Here is a 14,242-nt window from a genome sequence, read left to right as displayed (position 1 = left end):
AAGACATCCGGCGCAAGACCTCAGCGGCAGCGGTAACTCGAGGCGACGGCGGGGTCGCCGTGGCCGGTGTACCGCGAGGCCTGCGGGTACGGGCACAAGTTGCGCGTCGTGGTCCCGTCCGGGGTGGCGGCGGCCAGGGTGGCCGGTGCCTGGCCGTGCTCGACCCAGTTCACCAGCGCGCCGAGCTGGTCCGTCGGGGCCGGGCCGCCGCCCTGGCAGTGCGAGACGCCGGGGCCGAAGAACAGGCGGTAGAAGTCGTTCACCCGCTGGGTGCCGCCCAGCTCCCGCTCCACCTGCCGGCGGTACTGCAGCGTGCCGCCGGGCGGGATGAGCTGGTCGGCGGTGCCGATGAAGGTGATCAGCTTGCCGCCGGCCGCCCGGAAATCCGACAGGTCGGGGTCGGAAGTGCCGATCACGTGGTCGTACTCCTGGACCGACTGGCGGAACAGGCCGGCGAACTGGCGGTAGGTGATCTTCGAGGTGTCGAAGCCGGGCTGCTTCTCGAGGAACGTCTGCACCCAGCCGACAGCCACCTGGAAGCCCGGGGCGTACGGCGTGCCGTTGTCGTCCACCTTCGTCTCGGCCACCCCGCTGAAGTCCGCGCCCTTCGGGAGCCCGGGCCACAGCTGCCGGCCGTGCTCGTCGGTCGGGCCGGCCCAGATCTTGCGGACGACGTCGGCGTCGGCGGCGGTCACGGTGAACTGCTTGCCGTCGCAGAACGCCTTGGTGCCCACCAGCGCACGCGGGTCGTAGCCGCAGGTGCCGGGCTGGTCGATGATGCCGTCGGTCACGCCGTCCCGCGGGTCGCAGGCCCGGATCGCGGCGTGCCGGAACGCTTCCAGTACGCAGTTGGCCGGGAAGTCGTGCTCCTGGTTCATCACGACCTGCGGCCACAGCGTCGCGACCGCGAACTGGGACCAGTCGACCGCCGGGGCGTTGGCGGCGATGCCGTCGAAGTCCGCCGGGTAGTTCTGCGCCTCGGAATAACCCTGGCGGCCGCCGGTCGAGCAGCCGGTCCAATACGCGTACGAGACCGCCCGGCTGTAGAACCGCTTCGCCACGTCCTTGCCGATCACGGCGGATTCGTGCACCGAGCGGGTCGCGAAGTCGGTCACCAGCGGCTGGTTGATCTTGCCGTCCGCGGTCAGCGCCCAGGTGGTGTCGAGGAAGGTCAGCGGCACGCCGGCGTCGGTGGTGACCCCGGCGTAGCCGTTCTTGACGGCTTGCACGAGCGGGGCGCCGAAGTCGCCGGCGGTGTACGCGCTGCCGCCGACGGCCTGCAGCCGGCCGGTCCACCCGGTCTCCGGCAGTGTCACCGCGACCTTGACGTGGTCGTTCGCGCCCGGGTGGGTCAGGGTGACGGTGACCTGGCAGTACGCCGGCACGTCGTCGATCCGGATCGGTCCGGAGGCCGGTGTCTCCGGGAACGAGACGGTGCCGCCCGGCTGCCGGACAGCTTGCACCGACTCGATCTTCGCCCCGTCCGGGGCCGTCAACGGGGCGGTGGCGCAGGCGGGCTCGGCCTGGCTGACCGTCTGCGCCGCCGGGGCGCTCGGGCCGAGCGGCGTCACGGCCGTCAGCGTCAAGGGCACGAGGGCGGCCAACGGCACGGCCGCGGCTATCAGTTTCGCTACGCGTTTCATCGGGGTCCTCTTCGGTGATGTTTTTGCATTGCGATGGCACCTTTCGGTGGGCGGGGAAACTTTGGCACGGCTGTTCGTAACCTGTCAAGATGGTTACTGATTCGTTCGAAGAAATGGCTCAGGCTTGGCCCGGGACGAGAAGTTCACGGCCCGCGCACGGACCGCCTCGGCCGAAGAGCGGCCGCGGCTGTGGCAGCTGATGACCGGCCGGACGCGCGGGACCGGCTGACCCCGTGAGCTGGGCTTGAGCACCCGCGCCGACATCGCGCGGGTGCTCAAGACGCCGGACGACTCCCGGCGGCGCGTCTGTGCACTGTGGACGAACGACGGCTCACTCGGGCGCGGCAGTCTCCCGCAGCTGCCCGTCGTCGAGGCGGAGCCAGCGGGCGACGCCGATTTCGGCCAGGAAACGCTCGTCGTGGCTGATCACGATGAACGCGCCCTGGTAGGCGTTGAGCGCGCTCTCCAGCTGGCCGGCGCTGACCAGGTCGAGGTTGTTCGTCGGCTCGTCCAGCAGCAGGAGCTGCGGTGCCGGCTCGGCGAACAGGATGCAGGCCAGCGTGGCCCGCAGGCGCTCGCCGCCGGAGAGGACGCTGACCGGCAGGTGCACCCGGGAGCCGCGGAACAGGAAGCGCGCCAACAGGTTCATCCGGTCGGCGGGCGGCATCGCGGGTGCGGCGTCGGCCAGGTTCTCCGCGATGGTGCGGTTTTCGTCCAGCAGGTCGAGGCGCTGGGACAGGTAGGCGATCCGGCCCTCGGCCCGTTTCAGCTCCCCGCCGCCAGGGGTCAGATCGCCGTGGACCAGGCGCAGCAGGGTGGACTTGCCGGCGCCGTTGGGGCCGGTCAACGCGATCCGCTCGGGGCCGCGGACGGCCAGGTCCGCGCCGTCGCCGGTGAACAGCTCCCGGTCGCCGTAGTTCACCCGCAGGCGCTCGCCGAGGAACAGCGTCCGGCCGGCCGGGACGGCGGTCTGCGGCAGTTCCAGCACGATCTTCTGCTCGTCGCGCAGCGTCCGCTCGGCCTGGTCGAGCCGGGCCTTGGCCGCGCTGACCCGGGACGAGTGCGTGCCGTCCGCCTTGGCCGCCGACTCCTGCGCGTTGCGCTTCATGGTGCCGGCGAAGATCTTGGGCAGACCGGCGTTGCCGACGTTGCGCTGGGCGTTGCTCGCCCGGCGGGCCGCGCGCTCGCGAGCTTGCTGCATCTCGCGTTTCTCGCGTTTGACGTCCTGCTCGGCGTTGCGGATGTTCTTCTCCGCGACCTCGCGCGCGGCCTCGACCGCCAGCTCGTACTGGGTGAAGTTCCCGCCGTGGAACCGGACTTCGCCGCTGTCCAGCTCGGCGATGCGGTCCATCCGGTCGAGCAGCGCGCGGTCGTGGCTGACCAGGAGCAGGCAGCCGTGCCAGTCGTCGAGCGCGCTGTAGAGCCGGTGGCGCGCCTCGCGGTCCAGGTTGTTGGTGGGTTCGTCGAGCAGCAGCGCGTCCGGGTTCTTGAGCAGCTGGGCCGCGAGTCCCAGGGAGACGATCTGGCCGCCGCTCAGCGTGTCCAGACGGCGGTCGAGGGCGACCGCGCCGAGCCCCAGCCGGTCCAGCTGGGCGCGGGTGCGCTCCTCGATGTCCCAGTCGGTGCCGATGGTGGTGAAGTGCTCCTCGGCGGCGTCGCCGGATTCGACCGCCGCCAGCGCCCGCAGGATCGGGGCGGCCCCCATCACCTCGGCGACGGTCAGCTCGCCGCTCAACGGCAGGCTCTGCGGGAGGTAACCGAGCACGCCGTCGGCGGTGACGCTGCCCTCGGACGGCCGCAGCTCGCCCGCGATGAGCTTGAGCAGGGTGGTCTTCCCGGCGCCGTTCGGGGCGACGAGCCCGGTGCGGCCGCCGGGGACGGTGAAGGACAGCCGGTCGAAGACCGGGGTGTCGTCGGGCCAGGAAAAGGACAGGCCGGAGACGACGATGCAGGCGTCGGGCATGAAAGAGACCTCGGGTTCGTGGGTGTGCGCGGGACACCGGTCCCGCAGCGAAAGGAGTGGACGACGACGTGGCCACGGCGGCTGCGCGGAATGGCGCGCCGGTGGCCCGTTACCTCCGGGGCTCACCCGGAGATGTCGTCTTCACCTGCCACGTCGAATCTCCTCAGAACGGTTCTCTCCATTCCACGATAGCAGAGGGCTCCTCGGCCAGCTATGCGTAACCCTCTTGACTGGTTACTGATGGTCTGTCAGCCTTCTGCCATGAATCCCCTTTCCCGGCGTGCCTTCGGCAAAACGGTGGGCGCGGCTTCCCTGGTGAGCGTGCCCGGCCTGCGGCCAGTCCAGCTCGGGCTCGGCCCGGTGCGCCACGTCCGCACCGACCTGCTGGACCTCGCCTACCACGAGGTCGGCCCACCCCGCGGCGACGTGGTGCTGCTCGGCCACGGCTGGCCGTACAGCCCGCACGCCTACGCCGAAGTCGCGCCGAGGCTGGCGCGGCAGGGATTCCGGGTGCTGGTGCCGTATCTGCGTGGGCACGGGGAGACCCGGTTCCTCGCCGCGGGCACCGTCCGCTCCGGTCAGCAGGCCGCGCTGGCCGCGGACATGGTCGCGTTCCTCGACGCGATGGGCGTCGAACGGGCGGTGTTCGGCGGTTACGACTGGGGTGGCCGGGCGCTCGTCGCGGCCGCCGCGCTGTGGCCGGAACGCTGCCGCGCGCTGGTGGCGGTCAACAGTTACCTGGTGCAGAACCTAGACCCGCGGGTGATCAACGGCAAACCCGACCTGCCCGGCACGGAGTCGGCGCACTGGTACTTCTACTACTTCCTCACCGAGCGCGGCCGCAGCGCGCTGACCACCTACCGGCGGGAGCTGCTCGACGTGGTGTGGCGCCGCAATTCGCCGGACTGGCCCTTCACCGCCGCCGACCTCGATCGCGCCGTGGCGGTCACGGCCAATCCCGATTACGCGGACATCGTCCTGCACTGCTACCGGGTCCGCCTGGCTGCGGCGCCGGGCGACCCGCGTTACGACGCGCTGGAGAGCCGCCTGCTCGGGCAGCCGCCGATCACCGTGCCCGCGGTGACGCTCGACGGGCTGTCCGACGGCAGCTACCCGGCCACCGACGGCACGTCGTCCGCCGGGCACTTCGCGGGACCCCGGGTGCACCACCGCGTGCCGGGCGCCGGGCACAACCTGCCGCAGGAGAAACCTCGGGCCTTCGCCGACGCCGTCGAGGAGGCGGTCCGGCTCTGACCACGCCGGTCGGCGGAGGCGGTCGCTGAATTCTGTCGGGGTCGCGTGGCAGGCTGGGGACCAGGCGCGCGGGACTGCGGGCCGAAGAGAGGAGGACTCCGGTGGCGGAGCTGGCGGTCGGGGCGTGGCTGAGCCCTGGGTGGGCGACCGAGGACGTGCTCGCGGTGGCGGGCGAGGTCGAGCAGGCGGGGTACGACAGCGTCTGGGTGGCGGACCACTTCATGATGAACTCCGGGACCGAAGCGGTCGCAGAGCCGGCGCTGCATGAGTGCTTCAGCCTGCTGGCCGCGCTGGCGGCGGCGGTGCCGAGGGTGCGGCTGGGCAGCCTGGTCGCCGGCATGACCTACCGGCACCCGGCCGTGCTGGCGAACATCGCGGCGACCATCGACAACCTCAGCGGCGGCCGGCTGGTGCTCGGCGTCGGCGCGGGCTGGCAGCTGAACGAGCACGCCGCGTACGGCATCGAGCTCGGCACCGTCCGCGAGCGCATCGACCGGTTCGAGGAAGGCCTGACCGTGCTCCGCGGCCTGCTGACCGAGCCGCGGACCACGTTCAAGGGCGAGTACTACACGGTCACCGACGCGCCGCGGACGCCCGTCGTCCGTCCCCGCGTGCCGATCCTGATCGGTGCCTCCGGCGAGCGCCGCATGCTGGGCATCGTCGCCGAGCACGCCGACGAGTGGAACACCTGGTCCGACCCCGAGGTCTTCGCCCAGAAGTCCGCGGTCCTCGACCAGCACTGCGAACGCATCGGCCGCGACCCGCGGTCCATCCGCCGCACCACGCAGGCGGTGCTGACAGTCGGCGACGTGGACGCCCAGCCGGGGCGCTTCGTCCTCGGCGGATCCGTGGCGCAGCTCGTGGACACCATCGGCCGCTGGCGCGAGGCCGGCTTGGACGAGCTGTTCGTCCCGACGTTCGGCCCACCGGACGAGGCTCGTGAGCTGTATTCCTTGCTGCAGAAGGAGGTTCTGCCGCAGGTGCGGTGAGGAAGCCGGGCCGGAGTCCGAGGGCCTGCAAGAACTAACCCCTCGAAACGGGTTGACAAGTTAGAGCCAAACCTGCTTGGCTCTAACCATCAACCTGCGTCGAAGGGGTTAGAAATGACCGCCGTTCACCACCGTTACGCGACCGTCCGGGGCCAGGAGCTGTTCTACCGGGAGGCCGGCCCCGCCGACGCGCCGGTGATCGTGCTCCTGCACGGCTTCCCGACCAGCTCGTTCATGTTCCGGAACCTGATCCCGGAGCTGGCCGTCCGCTATCACGTCATCGCGCCGGACCACCTGGGCTTCGGGCTGTCCGCGGCCCCGCCGGCCGACGAGTTCGGCTACACCTTCGACGCGCTGACCGAGCTGACCGCCGGGCTGCTGGACCAGCTGGGCGTGACGAGGTACGCCATCTACGTCCAGGACTACGGCGCCCCGATCGGCTGGCGGCTCGCGCTGGCCGACCCGAAGGTCGTCACGGCGATCGTCACGCAGAACGGCAACGGCTACGACGCCGGCTTCGTCGAGGGCTTCTGGAAGAACGTGTGGGCCTACCAGCGCGAGCAGACCCCCGAGACCGAAGCGAAGATCCGTGGCGCGCTGAGCCTGGAGAGCACTCGGTCGCAGTACCTCACCGGGGAGCCGGACAAGAGCCTGGTCAGCCCCGACACCTGGCACCACGACTTCGCGCTGCTCTCGCGGCCGGGCAACGACGCCATCCAGCTGGCCCTGTTCCGCGACTACGCGACCAACTCGCCGCTGTACCCGGCGCTGCACGAGTACCTGCGCACCACCCTTCCCCCGGTGCTGGCGGTGTGGGGCCGGGGCGACCCGATCTTCGGGCCCGAAGGCGCCCGCGCGTTCGCCGAGGACGTCCCGGACGCCGAGATCCACCTGCTCGACGGCGGGCACTTCCTGCTGGAGAGCGCGGGTGACGAGGTCGCCCAGCTGATTCTCGGCTTCCTCGGCCGCGTCTGAAAAGCGAGAAGGGACAACGACGATGGGGCTGGCTTGGCAACAGGGACCGCTGTCGACGAGGTCCGTCGGGCGGCGTGGCAGTACACCGGTCTTCCTGGTTACGCGGGCGAGCTGCGGGGCCGGGTGGCGTTCGCGTGGCGGGTGATGGACGCGTTCTACGAAGAGGACGAGCGGATCGTCGGCCGCGCCGCGGATCTGTACCACCGCAACGACATCCGCGGCACCTCCCGCCACCTCGTCGTGCGGGACGGCGATTGGGTCGTCGCCGGCACCCGGCGGCCGGTGGTGCTGTACGAGTCCGGTTTCGCGCCTCGGCAGTGCGCGCCGGGTGGTTCCCCACGGCGTCGATCGCGGCTTGGATGCCGGCGAAGCGGCGAAACTGTCCTAAGGAGACAAGACGATGTCCACATCCTTTGAGGGAAGCAAAGTCCTGGTCGTCGGACGCGGCAGCGGCATCGCCAGGGCGACCGTGCTCGCGGTCCGCGCCGCCGGTGCGGAGGTGGTCGTGGCCGGCCGCGACGGCGAGAAGCTCGCGGCGGCCTACGACGATCCCGGCATCTCGGCCGAGACGGTCGACTTGACCGACGAAGCGAGCGTCGCGGCCCTCGGCGAACGGCTGGGCCGGGTCGACCACGTCGTGTCCACCGCGTCGGCGCGCGCCCGCGGCCAGATCGGGGACCTCGCTCCGGAGACCGTCCTGCTTTCCTTCAGCACCAAGGTCGTCGGCCCGATCCTGCTGGCGAAGCACCTGGCCCCGCGGATGCCCGAGGACGGCTCGTTCGTGCTCTTCTCCGGCTCCTCGGCCCAGAAGCCCTCGATCGGCATGCTCGCGGTCGCGGCGACCAACGGCGCGGTCGACGTCCTCACCCGCTCGCTCGCCGTGGAACTGGCGCCGATCCGCGTCAACGCCGTCTCGCCGGGCACGATCGACACCGGCGCGTACGACGCGCTCGGCGAGGAGAAGAAGGCCGCGCTGTTCGCCCAGCGGTCCGCCAGCAGCCCGGCGCGCCGCATCGGCACGCCCGACGACATCGCGGACGCTGTGGTGTTCGCCCTGGCCAGCCCGTTCCTGACCGGTGTTTCGCTGAGCCTCGACGGCGGCGAGCCACTGGTGTGACGTCTCCCCGTGGCCGGACCGTTCGGCCACGGGGAGACGCTGTCAGGAGCGCGAAAGAGACGCGTCGCTGATGTGCAGCACCGCGTCGGCGCCGTTCAGGGTTGCCTCGGTGAGCGGGAAGTAGCCCTGTTCCACGATGATGTCGGTGCGGGTACGGGCGTCCGCGGCCGCGGTGGCCTTCGTCAGGGACCAGGCGGCGTCGGTCTGCAGGAGGCCCTCATAGGTGTCCGCGGCGGGTGGCTGCAGGCCGAGGGTGACGCTCCGGCCGAGGCTGCCCGCGATGAAGGCGTACCGATCGTCCACAAGGGACGCCACGATGGCGCCGGCGCCCAGCCAGTTGAGCTTCAGCTCGTTCAGGCCCCAGTGGCTCGGGCTCCGCTGCAGGTGGAGGTTGTGGGCGAAGACCAGGGTCGGGCCCCGCCGCGCTTCGATCTCGCGGATGTCGAGGAGGTTCCGGGCCATCAGCGCGTCCCGGACGGCGGACATGCGGGAGATCCGCTCGTTGCGCTCGAGCCGCTCCGACGACTGCTTGTGGTAGCGCAGCAGGTCGAGCCCGCCGGTCAGGTGCGTCCGGGCCCGCAGCCACTCGGCGCGTGAAGTCGCCGCGACCAGTTCCGGTGCCCGCAGGTAAAGCGCGGTGAGCAGGTCGTCGGCGATCGTGCGCAGCCGCTCGGCCTCGGGAGTGGCGCCGGGCGACATCGCCGGGTCCAGCACCGCTTCCGTGCGGCTCCACCGCTCGTCCTCGCCGGCCAGGCTCGCGATGTCGAGGTCGCGGCCCAGGTAGTCGCGGGCGTGTTCGAGGTAACGCCGCGGGCTGGGGGCGCTCATCATCTCGGTCGGCGCGTCGAAGCCGTGGAACGCCAGCTTCTCTTCCGCAGGACGGTTTTTGTTGTACTCGCGCATCCAGGCGACCAGCGCCCGATTGGTCTCCAGCGCGCCGAATTCGTGGGAGAAGCCCTCGCTCAGCACGGCGTCGAGGGTGCCTGCTCCGTCCTGGACGAAGTCGTTCACGGCGAGGGCGGCCACCCGGTCGGTCTCCAGTGCGATGGACCGGAAGCCGGCGCCGGCCAGCCGGTCGAACAGCTCGTTGCGGACCCAGCCGAAGGCCGGTTCCGCGTGGGCCGGCTCGCCGAAGCCAAGGAGGTCACAGGACGCCGGGGTGAAGTCTCGAATGTCTTGACTCATGAGACTCAAGCGTATCTCTGAAAGTACAGTTGAGACTTTTTCCGCTCTGGCCACGAGCAGGTGCGGTAAAGTCTCAAACCGGTGTTCACCTTCAAACCGGCCGGCCTCGCGCGGGAGCACGGCATCTCGGCCCAGGCGGTCCGCAACTACGAGCGTGACGGCTTCCTCCCGCCCGCCCAGCGCACCCCCAGCGGCTACCGGATCTACACCGAGGTGCACGCGGCGGCGTTGCGCGCCTACCTCGCGCTGATCCCGGCGTACGGGCATTCGACCGCCGGCCGGATCATGGGCGCGCTCACCGTCGGCGACGTCGACGGCGCGCTCACGGCCGTCGACCATGGCCACTACCAGCTGCTCCGCGACCGGGAGACCCTCGAAGCGGTGCGCGAGGCGGTGGACGACCTGACGGCGGAGCCCGATGCCACCCCGGATCGAGCGGCCCGGACCATCGGCGAACTCGCGCGCCGGCTCCGGGTCACCCCGGCGACCGTGCGCAACTGGGAGGGCGCCGGCATCCTCGTGCCCGCCCGGGACCCGGCCACCGGATACCGCGTCTATCGCGCCACCGACGTCCGCGACGCCGAACTCGCGCACCTCCTCCGCCGCGGCGGCTACCCGCTGGAGCGCATCGCCACCGTGGTCCAGCAGGTCCGCACGGCCGGCGGCACCGCCCGCCTGTCCAGCGCCCTGGACGACTGGCAGCGCAAGCTCACCGAGCAGGGGCGGGCCATGCTCGACGCGGCCACCCGGCTCAGCGCCTACCTGGGCCTGATCGAGCCCGGCTGATTTCTTTCCGCCACGATGTCCGGACGCCCGGATCGGCTCCGACCCCCTGCCGAGATCACCCCCGAAACCGAGGAGTTCCGATGCCGGAAACCACTGAGTCCGCCCGTGTTGTCGCCGTCGCCGCCGGTGTCGAGCAGACCGACCAGGCCGCGGCCGTCCGCGACGGCCGCCACCAGGCCCTTGAGGTCCTGATCGGCAAGTGGATCAACGAAGGCCACACGATCGGCACCGCCGAGATCCCGGCCGCGGCGATCCTGACCAGCGACGTCTACGAGTGGGCGCCCGGCGGGTTTTTCGTCCTGCACTCGGCTTTCGGGCGGATCGGCGAGACGGCCGTCGGCGGCGTCGAGATGATCGGCGTGCACGAAGACGCGTACCGCTCGACCTTCTACGACAGCTTCGGCAACGTCCACCACTCCCGCCTGGAGATCGACGGTGACGTGCTCCGGTGGACCGGCGAGCGGACGCGCTCCACCGTGACGCTGACCGACGGCGGCCGGACCCAGGTCGTGCGCCACGAGGCCAGCCCCGACGGCGTGAACTGGGCCCCGTCGATGGACGTGATCCTGCACAAAGTCGCCTGAAGCCCAGTCGCCTGAAAGCACCGTCGCCTGACCGCGGATCGGCGCCGCTCACCTGAGTGGCGCCGATCCCGCGGGCGTCAACCGGTCAGGCGCCGGTGATGTAGGCCATCCCGTGCGCGCCCGGCTCCCCGGCCCGCGGCACGTCCAGGGTGTCGACGACGGTGGGACGCGCCGGGTCGGCCAGGTCCACCACGCTGACGGTCGAGGTGATGACGTTCGCGAGGTAGGCCCGCGCGCCGTCGGGGGACGAGGTCAGGGTCAGCGGCATCGCGCCGACCTCCACGGTGCCCACGCGTTCGACCTCGGCCGCCGACGGGCCCGCCCACACCGCCAGCTGCCCGGTGGGCATCTGCGCGAAGGATCCGCCGTCCGAGGCGGTCCCGGTGTCGGCCGCGGTCCGCACCTCACCGGCCAGCAGCACGCCGGTGGCCGTCCAGTGCACGGGGTGGACGGCGTACTCCGTGGGCAGGGTCCGGACGAGCGCGCCACTGCGGGTGTCGATCAGCGCGATCGAGGGGGCGACGGCCCGGTGCGTCAGGTCGGCGTGCTGCGCGGCCACCGCCACGGTCGAGCCGTCCGGGCTGACCGCGATGCCCTCGCTCCCGGACACGGAGATCTTGTCGACCACCGCGCCGGTGGCCAGCTCGACCACGGTGACGAACGGCGCCTCCTTGTTGGCCGCGTAGCCGAGTTTCCCGTCCGGGTCGATCACGAACCAGTGCGGGCCGGGGGCGAGAGTGTCGATGCGGCGCAGCACTTTGCGGGTGGTCGTGTCGAGGACGACCACGCCGCCGGGGCCCGCGGGACCGGCTTCGACACTGACGTAGAGCAGCTGCCGGGCCGGGTCGAGGGCCAGCCCGTGCGGGCCGTGCTCGGGGGACAGGTCGATCACCTCGACGATCCGGCCCGCGTCCGGGTCGATGACGGTGAGCTCGTGGTTGGGGCCGGCGTTGTGGCCGTAGTAGCCGTCGAGGTAGCTGTTGGTGCAGTAGAGCAGGCGGTGCTCGGCGTCGAAGCACAGCTCGTGCGGCTGGGCCGGCACCGTCAGCACCGTTTCGGCCCGGTGGGTGACGGCGTCGAACAGGGTGACGGTCGGTCCGCTCTGGCTGACCACGGCCAGGCGGTCGCCGAGGTGAGGACGGGTCATCGGGGGTGGCTCCTTGTCCGTGAGGGTGATTCGGTCGTGCCCCCACCGTCGTCCCGGCTTCGGTGTTGCCACAATGGGAATGTCAGCACGGGATAGTTGTCCAGAATGGAAGAACGCTGGTGAACAAGCAGATCATCGACGCGAACCTTCTGGTCGCGCTGGACGCGTTGCTGGCCGAGCACAGCGTCACCCGGGCCGCGGAACGGCTGCACACCTCCCCGGCGGCGATGAGCCGCACCCTCGGCCGGCTGCGGCGGCTGCTGGGCGACCCGTTGCTGGTGCGGGCCGGGCAGGCCATGGTGCCGACGCCGCGGGCGGAGGCGATGCGCGAGGAGGTGGCGGCGGTCGTGCGCCGGTGCGGCGCGCTGCTCGCCCCCAGCGTGGACGTCGACCCGGGCACGCTGAGCCGCACGTTCACCTTGCAGGCCGCCGACCTGGTCGCCGCGGCCGTGGCGCCCCGGCTGCTGGCGATCGCGGGCCAGGAGGCGCCCGGGGTGGCGATGCGGTTCCGCGCCGAGGAGCTGGAAGGCGGGCCGGCGTTGCGGGAAGGGCAGATCGACCTGGAGGTCGGCGCGCTCGACCACGTCGACCCCGAGATCCGCAGCGAGCAGCTGCTCGCCCTGCGGATGGTGGCCGGCGTGCGCGCGGGCCACCCGCTGACCGAGGGACGGCTGACCGCGGCCCGGTTCGCGGCCGCCGCACACGTGGTCGTGAGCCGCCGCGGCCGTTTCACCGGCCCGGCCGACGCCGCACTGGCCGACCTCGACCTCAAACGGCGGGTGGTGGCCGTGCTGCCCAGCCACCTGGCCGCGATGACCCTGGCCGTCCGGACCGATGTCGTCTGCCTGGTCCCCGCGACCGACCCCTCGACCGATCCCGGTACGGTCGCGAACCCGATGACCGAGGTGGCCCGGACGCTGGGCCTGCGGCTGCTGGACGTCCCGTTTCCGTTGCCCCCGCTGGCCATCGGCATGGCCTGGCATCCCCGCCAGGCCGCCGACGGCGGTCACGGCTGGCTGCGCTCGGCGGTGCGCCGCGCGATGTCCCCGGGGTCGGCCTGAGTCACGCGAGTCGCGCTGAAGGTACGTCGCGCGATGACCGGTTCGGTCAGTCCTGCGGGTGAGGCACCGTGATGGTCAGCTCCTCCAGCGGCTCGCCCGGCTGGTAGCTGCCGCCGAACAGGTCGACGGACTCGGGGGCCAGGCGTACGTCGGTGGCGCTCCAGCGGTCCAGGCCGTCCTCGGTCTCCGGCCCGGTGAGGGTGAAGGTGGCCAGCTTCAACCGCTTGGGCTCCTTCGATTCCGGGTCCACCACGGTCAGCTCGGCCTCGCCTTCGCGCACGTACACGCGCGGCTGGGCGATCTGCACGAACAGCAGCCCGTAGTGCCCGCTGAACCGGACATCGCCGCCGAAAGCGAACTTCATGTCGTCCTCGGCGGCCGCGTCGGCGTCCAGCGGGAAGAGCAGTTCGTTGCGGTCGTTCACCGCGGCGCCGCTGCCCAGGTAGGCGCGGCCGTCCGGCATGCGCGCGACGTAGCCGAGGAAGCTGCTCTTGACCCCCCAGCGCAGGCAGTACGTCGGGAGAACGACTTCTTGGGGCTCGCCACCGGGTGCTTCGGTCATGAGGGAATCCTTCTGTACCAAGGTTGTGCTGTCCAGGGCAGGGTGACTACTTCGTCGTCGGGACGGGTTGTTCGGCGCTGCACCACCAGGTGGTGCGTCCCCCGACTTTGCCACGCGACATGGGCGCGTGATCGCGGGGACAGCGGGCGCCGGGCCGCCGGAACGGGATGACGGTGAGGGTGTGCACACCGCCGTGTTCGAGGGCGGCGGCCAGGGCTTTGCGGGTGGCGCGCAGGATCCGCTCGACCTCCGGGGCGGTGAGTTCGTCGAGCGCGCGGGCCGGGTTGACGCGGGCGCGCCAGAGGATCTCGTCGGCCAGCAGGTTCCCGATCCCGGCGATGGCGTGCTGGTCGAGCAGCCGCGCCTTGACGGGCACGGTCCCGGTGGCCACCGCCGCCCGGAACGCGGCGGCGGTGATCGTCGCGGCGTCCGGGCCGAGCCGGTCGATCGCCGGGTCGAGCACGATGCGGCCGAGCCGGCGCGGGTCGACGAGCATCAGCCGGCCGCCGTCGTCGAAGGTGAGGGAGAACCGCGACCACCGGTAGTCGCCCGGGACGCGGCGGCCCTCCCAGTAGTCGCCGCCGTCGAGCTCCGAGCCGTCGACGCCGGCGATGACGATCTTGCCGGACATGCCGAGGTGGATGCCGAGCACCGGCGCGTCGTCACCAGTGGTTTCGCACCAGAGTGACTTCCCCCGGCGGTGCGCCGAGAGCAGCCGGCGGCCGGCCAGCGCGCTCCGGATCTCGCCGGGGCGGTGCGGCCGGCACACGTAGGCGTCGGAATCGTCCACCTCGACGATCAGCCGCCCGAGCGCGGCCCGCTCGATGACCGAGCGGGCCGACTCGACCTCTGGCAATTCAGGCATGATCACCAGTTTAGGACGCTCCGGGCGCGGCTTCGACCTCGTCGGCGCCGACGCCGGGAAGCCCGGCTTCTCACGGACTGTGTCGCCTACGTCACCGAGCCGGGCAGTGGA

The 14,242-nt window shown here is 71.5% G+C and carries 14 protein-coding genes; 8 read left to right on the top strand and 6 right to left on the bottom strand.

What is annotated here, in order from left to right; genetic code table 11:
* Positions 1-20 precede the first annotated feature (20 nt).
* Together OG943_RS26305 and abc-f are read right to left on the bottom strand one after the other, a co-directional pair.
* On the bottom strand, positions 21-1,643 hold the full coding sequence (locus tag OG943_RS26305) for a tannase/feruloyl esterase family alpha/beta hydrolase (RefSeq protein ID WP_328603591.1): 1,623 nt from the start codon (positions 1,641-1,643) through the stop codon (positions 21-23).
* A 331-nt stretch (positions 1,644-1,974) separates the two neighbouring features.
* Positions 1,975-3,606 carry a ribosomal protection-like ABC-F family protein gene (gene abc-f, locus OG943_RS26300; RefSeq protein WP_328603590.1) on the bottom strand — a complete coding sequence of 544 codons (1,632 nt, stop codon included), beginning with the start codon at positions 3,604-3,606 and terminating at the stop codon, positions 1,975-1,977.
* Between the two features lie 261 nt (positions 3,607-3,867).
* Between abc-f and OG943_RS26295 the strand changes: the two genes are divergently transcribed.
* The 5 genes from OG943_RS26295 to OG943_RS26275 all read left to right on the top strand — a co-directional run bounded on the left by OG943_RS26295 (position 3,868) and on the right by OG943_RS26275 (position 7,941).
* Positions 3,868-4,860: an alpha/beta fold hydrolase gene (locus tag OG943_RS26295; RefSeq protein ID WP_328603589.1), complete on the top strand. Its 993-nt coding sequence runs from the start codon at positions 3,868-3,870 to the stop codon at positions 4,858-4,860.
* A 101-nt stretch (positions 4,861-4,961) separates the two neighbouring features.
* The gene (locus OG943_RS26290) at positions 4,962-5,849 is read left to right on the top strand and encodes a TIGR03560 family F420-dependent LLM class oxidoreductase (RefSeq protein ID WP_328603588.1); all 888 of its coding nucleotides are present in this window, start codon (positions 4,962-4,964) and stop codon (positions 5,847-5,849) included.
* Between the two features lie 114 nt (positions 5,850-5,963).
* On the top strand, positions 5,964-6,824 hold the full coding sequence (locus tag OG943_RS26285) for an alpha/beta fold hydrolase (RefSeq protein WP_328603587.1): 861 nt from the start codon (positions 5,964-5,966) through the stop codon (positions 6,822-6,824).
* Positions 6,825-6,857: 33 nt separating this feature from the next.
* A complete protein-coding gene (locus tag OG943_RS26280) occupies positions 6,858-7,241 on the top strand; it encodes a hypothetical protein (RefSeq protein ID WP_328603586.1) in 384 nt (127 codons plus the stop codon).
* Entirely contained in the window at positions 7,225-7,941 is a 717-nt protein-coding gene (locus OG943_RS26275; protein WP_328603585.1) for an SDR family oxidoreductase, read from the top strand. The genes OG943_RS26280 and OG943_RS26275 overlap by 17 nt, the downstream gene beginning before the upstream one ends.
* 42 nt (positions 7,942-7,983) lie before the next feature.
* Here OG943_RS26275 and OG943_RS26270 read toward each other — a convergent pair whose 3' ends face one another.
* Entirely contained in the window at positions 7,984-9,126 is a 1,143-nt protein-coding gene (locus tag OG943_RS26270; RefSeq protein ID WP_328603584.1) for an erythromycin esterase family protein, read from the bottom strand.
* An 81-nt stretch (positions 9,127-9,207) separates the two neighbouring features.
* On the opposite strand from OG943_RS26270, the gene OG943_RS26265 reads away from it, so the two are divergent.
* Both OG943_RS26265 and OG943_RS26260 read left to right on the top strand, forming a co-directional pair.
* Entirely contained in the window at positions 9,208-9,912 is a 705-nt protein-coding gene (locus OG943_RS26265; RefSeq protein WP_328603583.1) for a TioE family transcriptional regulator, read from the top strand.
* An 80-nt stretch (positions 9,913-9,992) separates the two neighbouring features.
* On the top strand, positions 9,993-10,496 hold the full coding sequence (locus tag OG943_RS26260) for a hypothetical protein (RefSeq protein ID WP_328603582.1): 504 nt from the start codon (positions 9,993-9,995) through the stop codon (positions 10,494-10,496).
* Between the two features lie 85 nt (positions 10,497-10,581).
* Here OG943_RS26260 and OG943_RS26255 read toward each other — a convergent pair whose 3' ends face one another.
* Positions 10,582-11,643, bottom strand: a complete 1,062-nt coding sequence (locus OG943_RS26255; RefSeq protein ID WP_328603581.1) for a YncE family protein — start codon at positions 11,641-11,643, stop codon at positions 10,582-10,584.
* Between the two features lie 119 nt (positions 11,644-11,762).
* Here OG943_RS26255 and OG943_RS26250 point away from each other — a divergent pair, with 119 nt between their 5' ends.
* Positions 11,763-12,704: a LysR substrate-binding domain-containing protein gene (locus OG943_RS26250; RefSeq protein ID WP_328603580.1), complete on the top strand. Its 942-nt coding sequence runs from the start codon at positions 11,763-11,765 to the stop codon at positions 12,702-12,704.
* A gap of 46 nt (positions 12,705-12,750) precedes the next feature.
* Here the strand turns inward: OG943_RS26250 and OG943_RS26245 are convergent, their stop codons facing one another.
* Positions 12,751-13,266 (bottom strand): HtaA domain-containing protein, encoded by a 516-nt coding sequence (locus OG943_RS26245; RefSeq protein ID WP_328603579.1) that lies wholly within the window; start codon positions 13,264-13,266, stop codon positions 12,751-12,753.
* 46 nt (positions 13,267-13,312) lie between these two features.
* Positions 13,313-14,131 carry an Fpg/Nei family DNA glycosylase gene (locus OG943_RS26240; protein WP_328603578.1) on the bottom strand — a complete coding sequence of 273 codons (819 nt, stop codon included), beginning with the start codon at positions 14,129-14,131 and terminating at the stop codon, positions 13,313-13,315.
* Between the last annotated feature and the right edge of the window lie 111 nt (positions 14,132-14,242).

The organism is Amycolatopsis sp. NBC_00345 (assembly GCF_036116635.1).
GTDB lineage: Bacteria > Actinomycetota > Actinomycetes > Mycobacteriales > Pseudonocardiaceae > Amycolatopsis.
The sequence above is the reverse complement of the archived record's forward strand: the minus strand, read 5'-3'. Positions and strand labels throughout refer to the sequence as shown.

What these genes read in the sequence shown, in the direction of transcription:
- OG943_RS26260 (WP_328603582.1), top strand. Translation starts at nt 9,993, where the DNA reads ATGCCGGAAACCACTGAGTCCGCCCGTGTTGTCGCCGTCGCCGCCGGT.
- OG943_RS26270 (WP_328603584.1), bottom strand. Translation starts at nt 9,126, where the DNA reads ATGAGTCAAGACATTCGAGACTTCACCCCGGCGTCCTGTGACCTCCTT.
- OG943_RS26240 (WP_328603578.1), bottom strand. Translation starts at nt 14,131, where the DNA reads ATGCCTGAATTGCCAGAGGTCGAGTCGGCCCGCTCGGTCATCGAGCGG.
- abc-f (WP_328603590.1), bottom strand. Translation starts at nt 3,606, where the DNA reads ATGCCCGACGCCTGCATCGTCGTCTCCGGCCTGTCCTTTTCCTGGCCC.
- OG943_RS26275 (WP_328603585.1), top strand. Translation starts at nt 7,225, where the DNA reads ATGTCCACATCCTTTGAGGGAAGCAAAGTCCTGGTCGTCGGACGCGGC.
- OG943_RS26255 (WP_328603581.1), bottom strand. Translation starts at nt 11,643, where the DNA reads ATGACCCGTCCTCACCTCGGCGACCGCCTGGCCGTGGTCAGCCAGAGC.
- OG943_RS26285 (WP_328603587.1), top strand. Translation starts at nt 5,964, where the DNA reads ATGACCGCCGTTCACCACCGTTACGCGACCGTCCGGGGCCAGGAGCTG.
- OG943_RS26305 (WP_328603591.1), bottom strand. Translation starts at nt 1,643, where the DNA reads ATGAAACGCGTAGCGAAACTGATAGCCGCGGCCGTGCCGTTGGCCGCC.
- OG943_RS26295 (WP_328603589.1), top strand. Translation starts at nt 3,868, where the DNA reads ATGAATCCCCTTTCCCGGCGTGCCTTCGGCAAAACGGTGGGCGCGGCT.
- OG943_RS26245 (WP_328603579.1), bottom strand. Translation starts at nt 13,266, where the DNA reads ATGACCGAAGCACCCGGTGGCGAGCCCCAAGAAGTCGTTCTCCCGACG.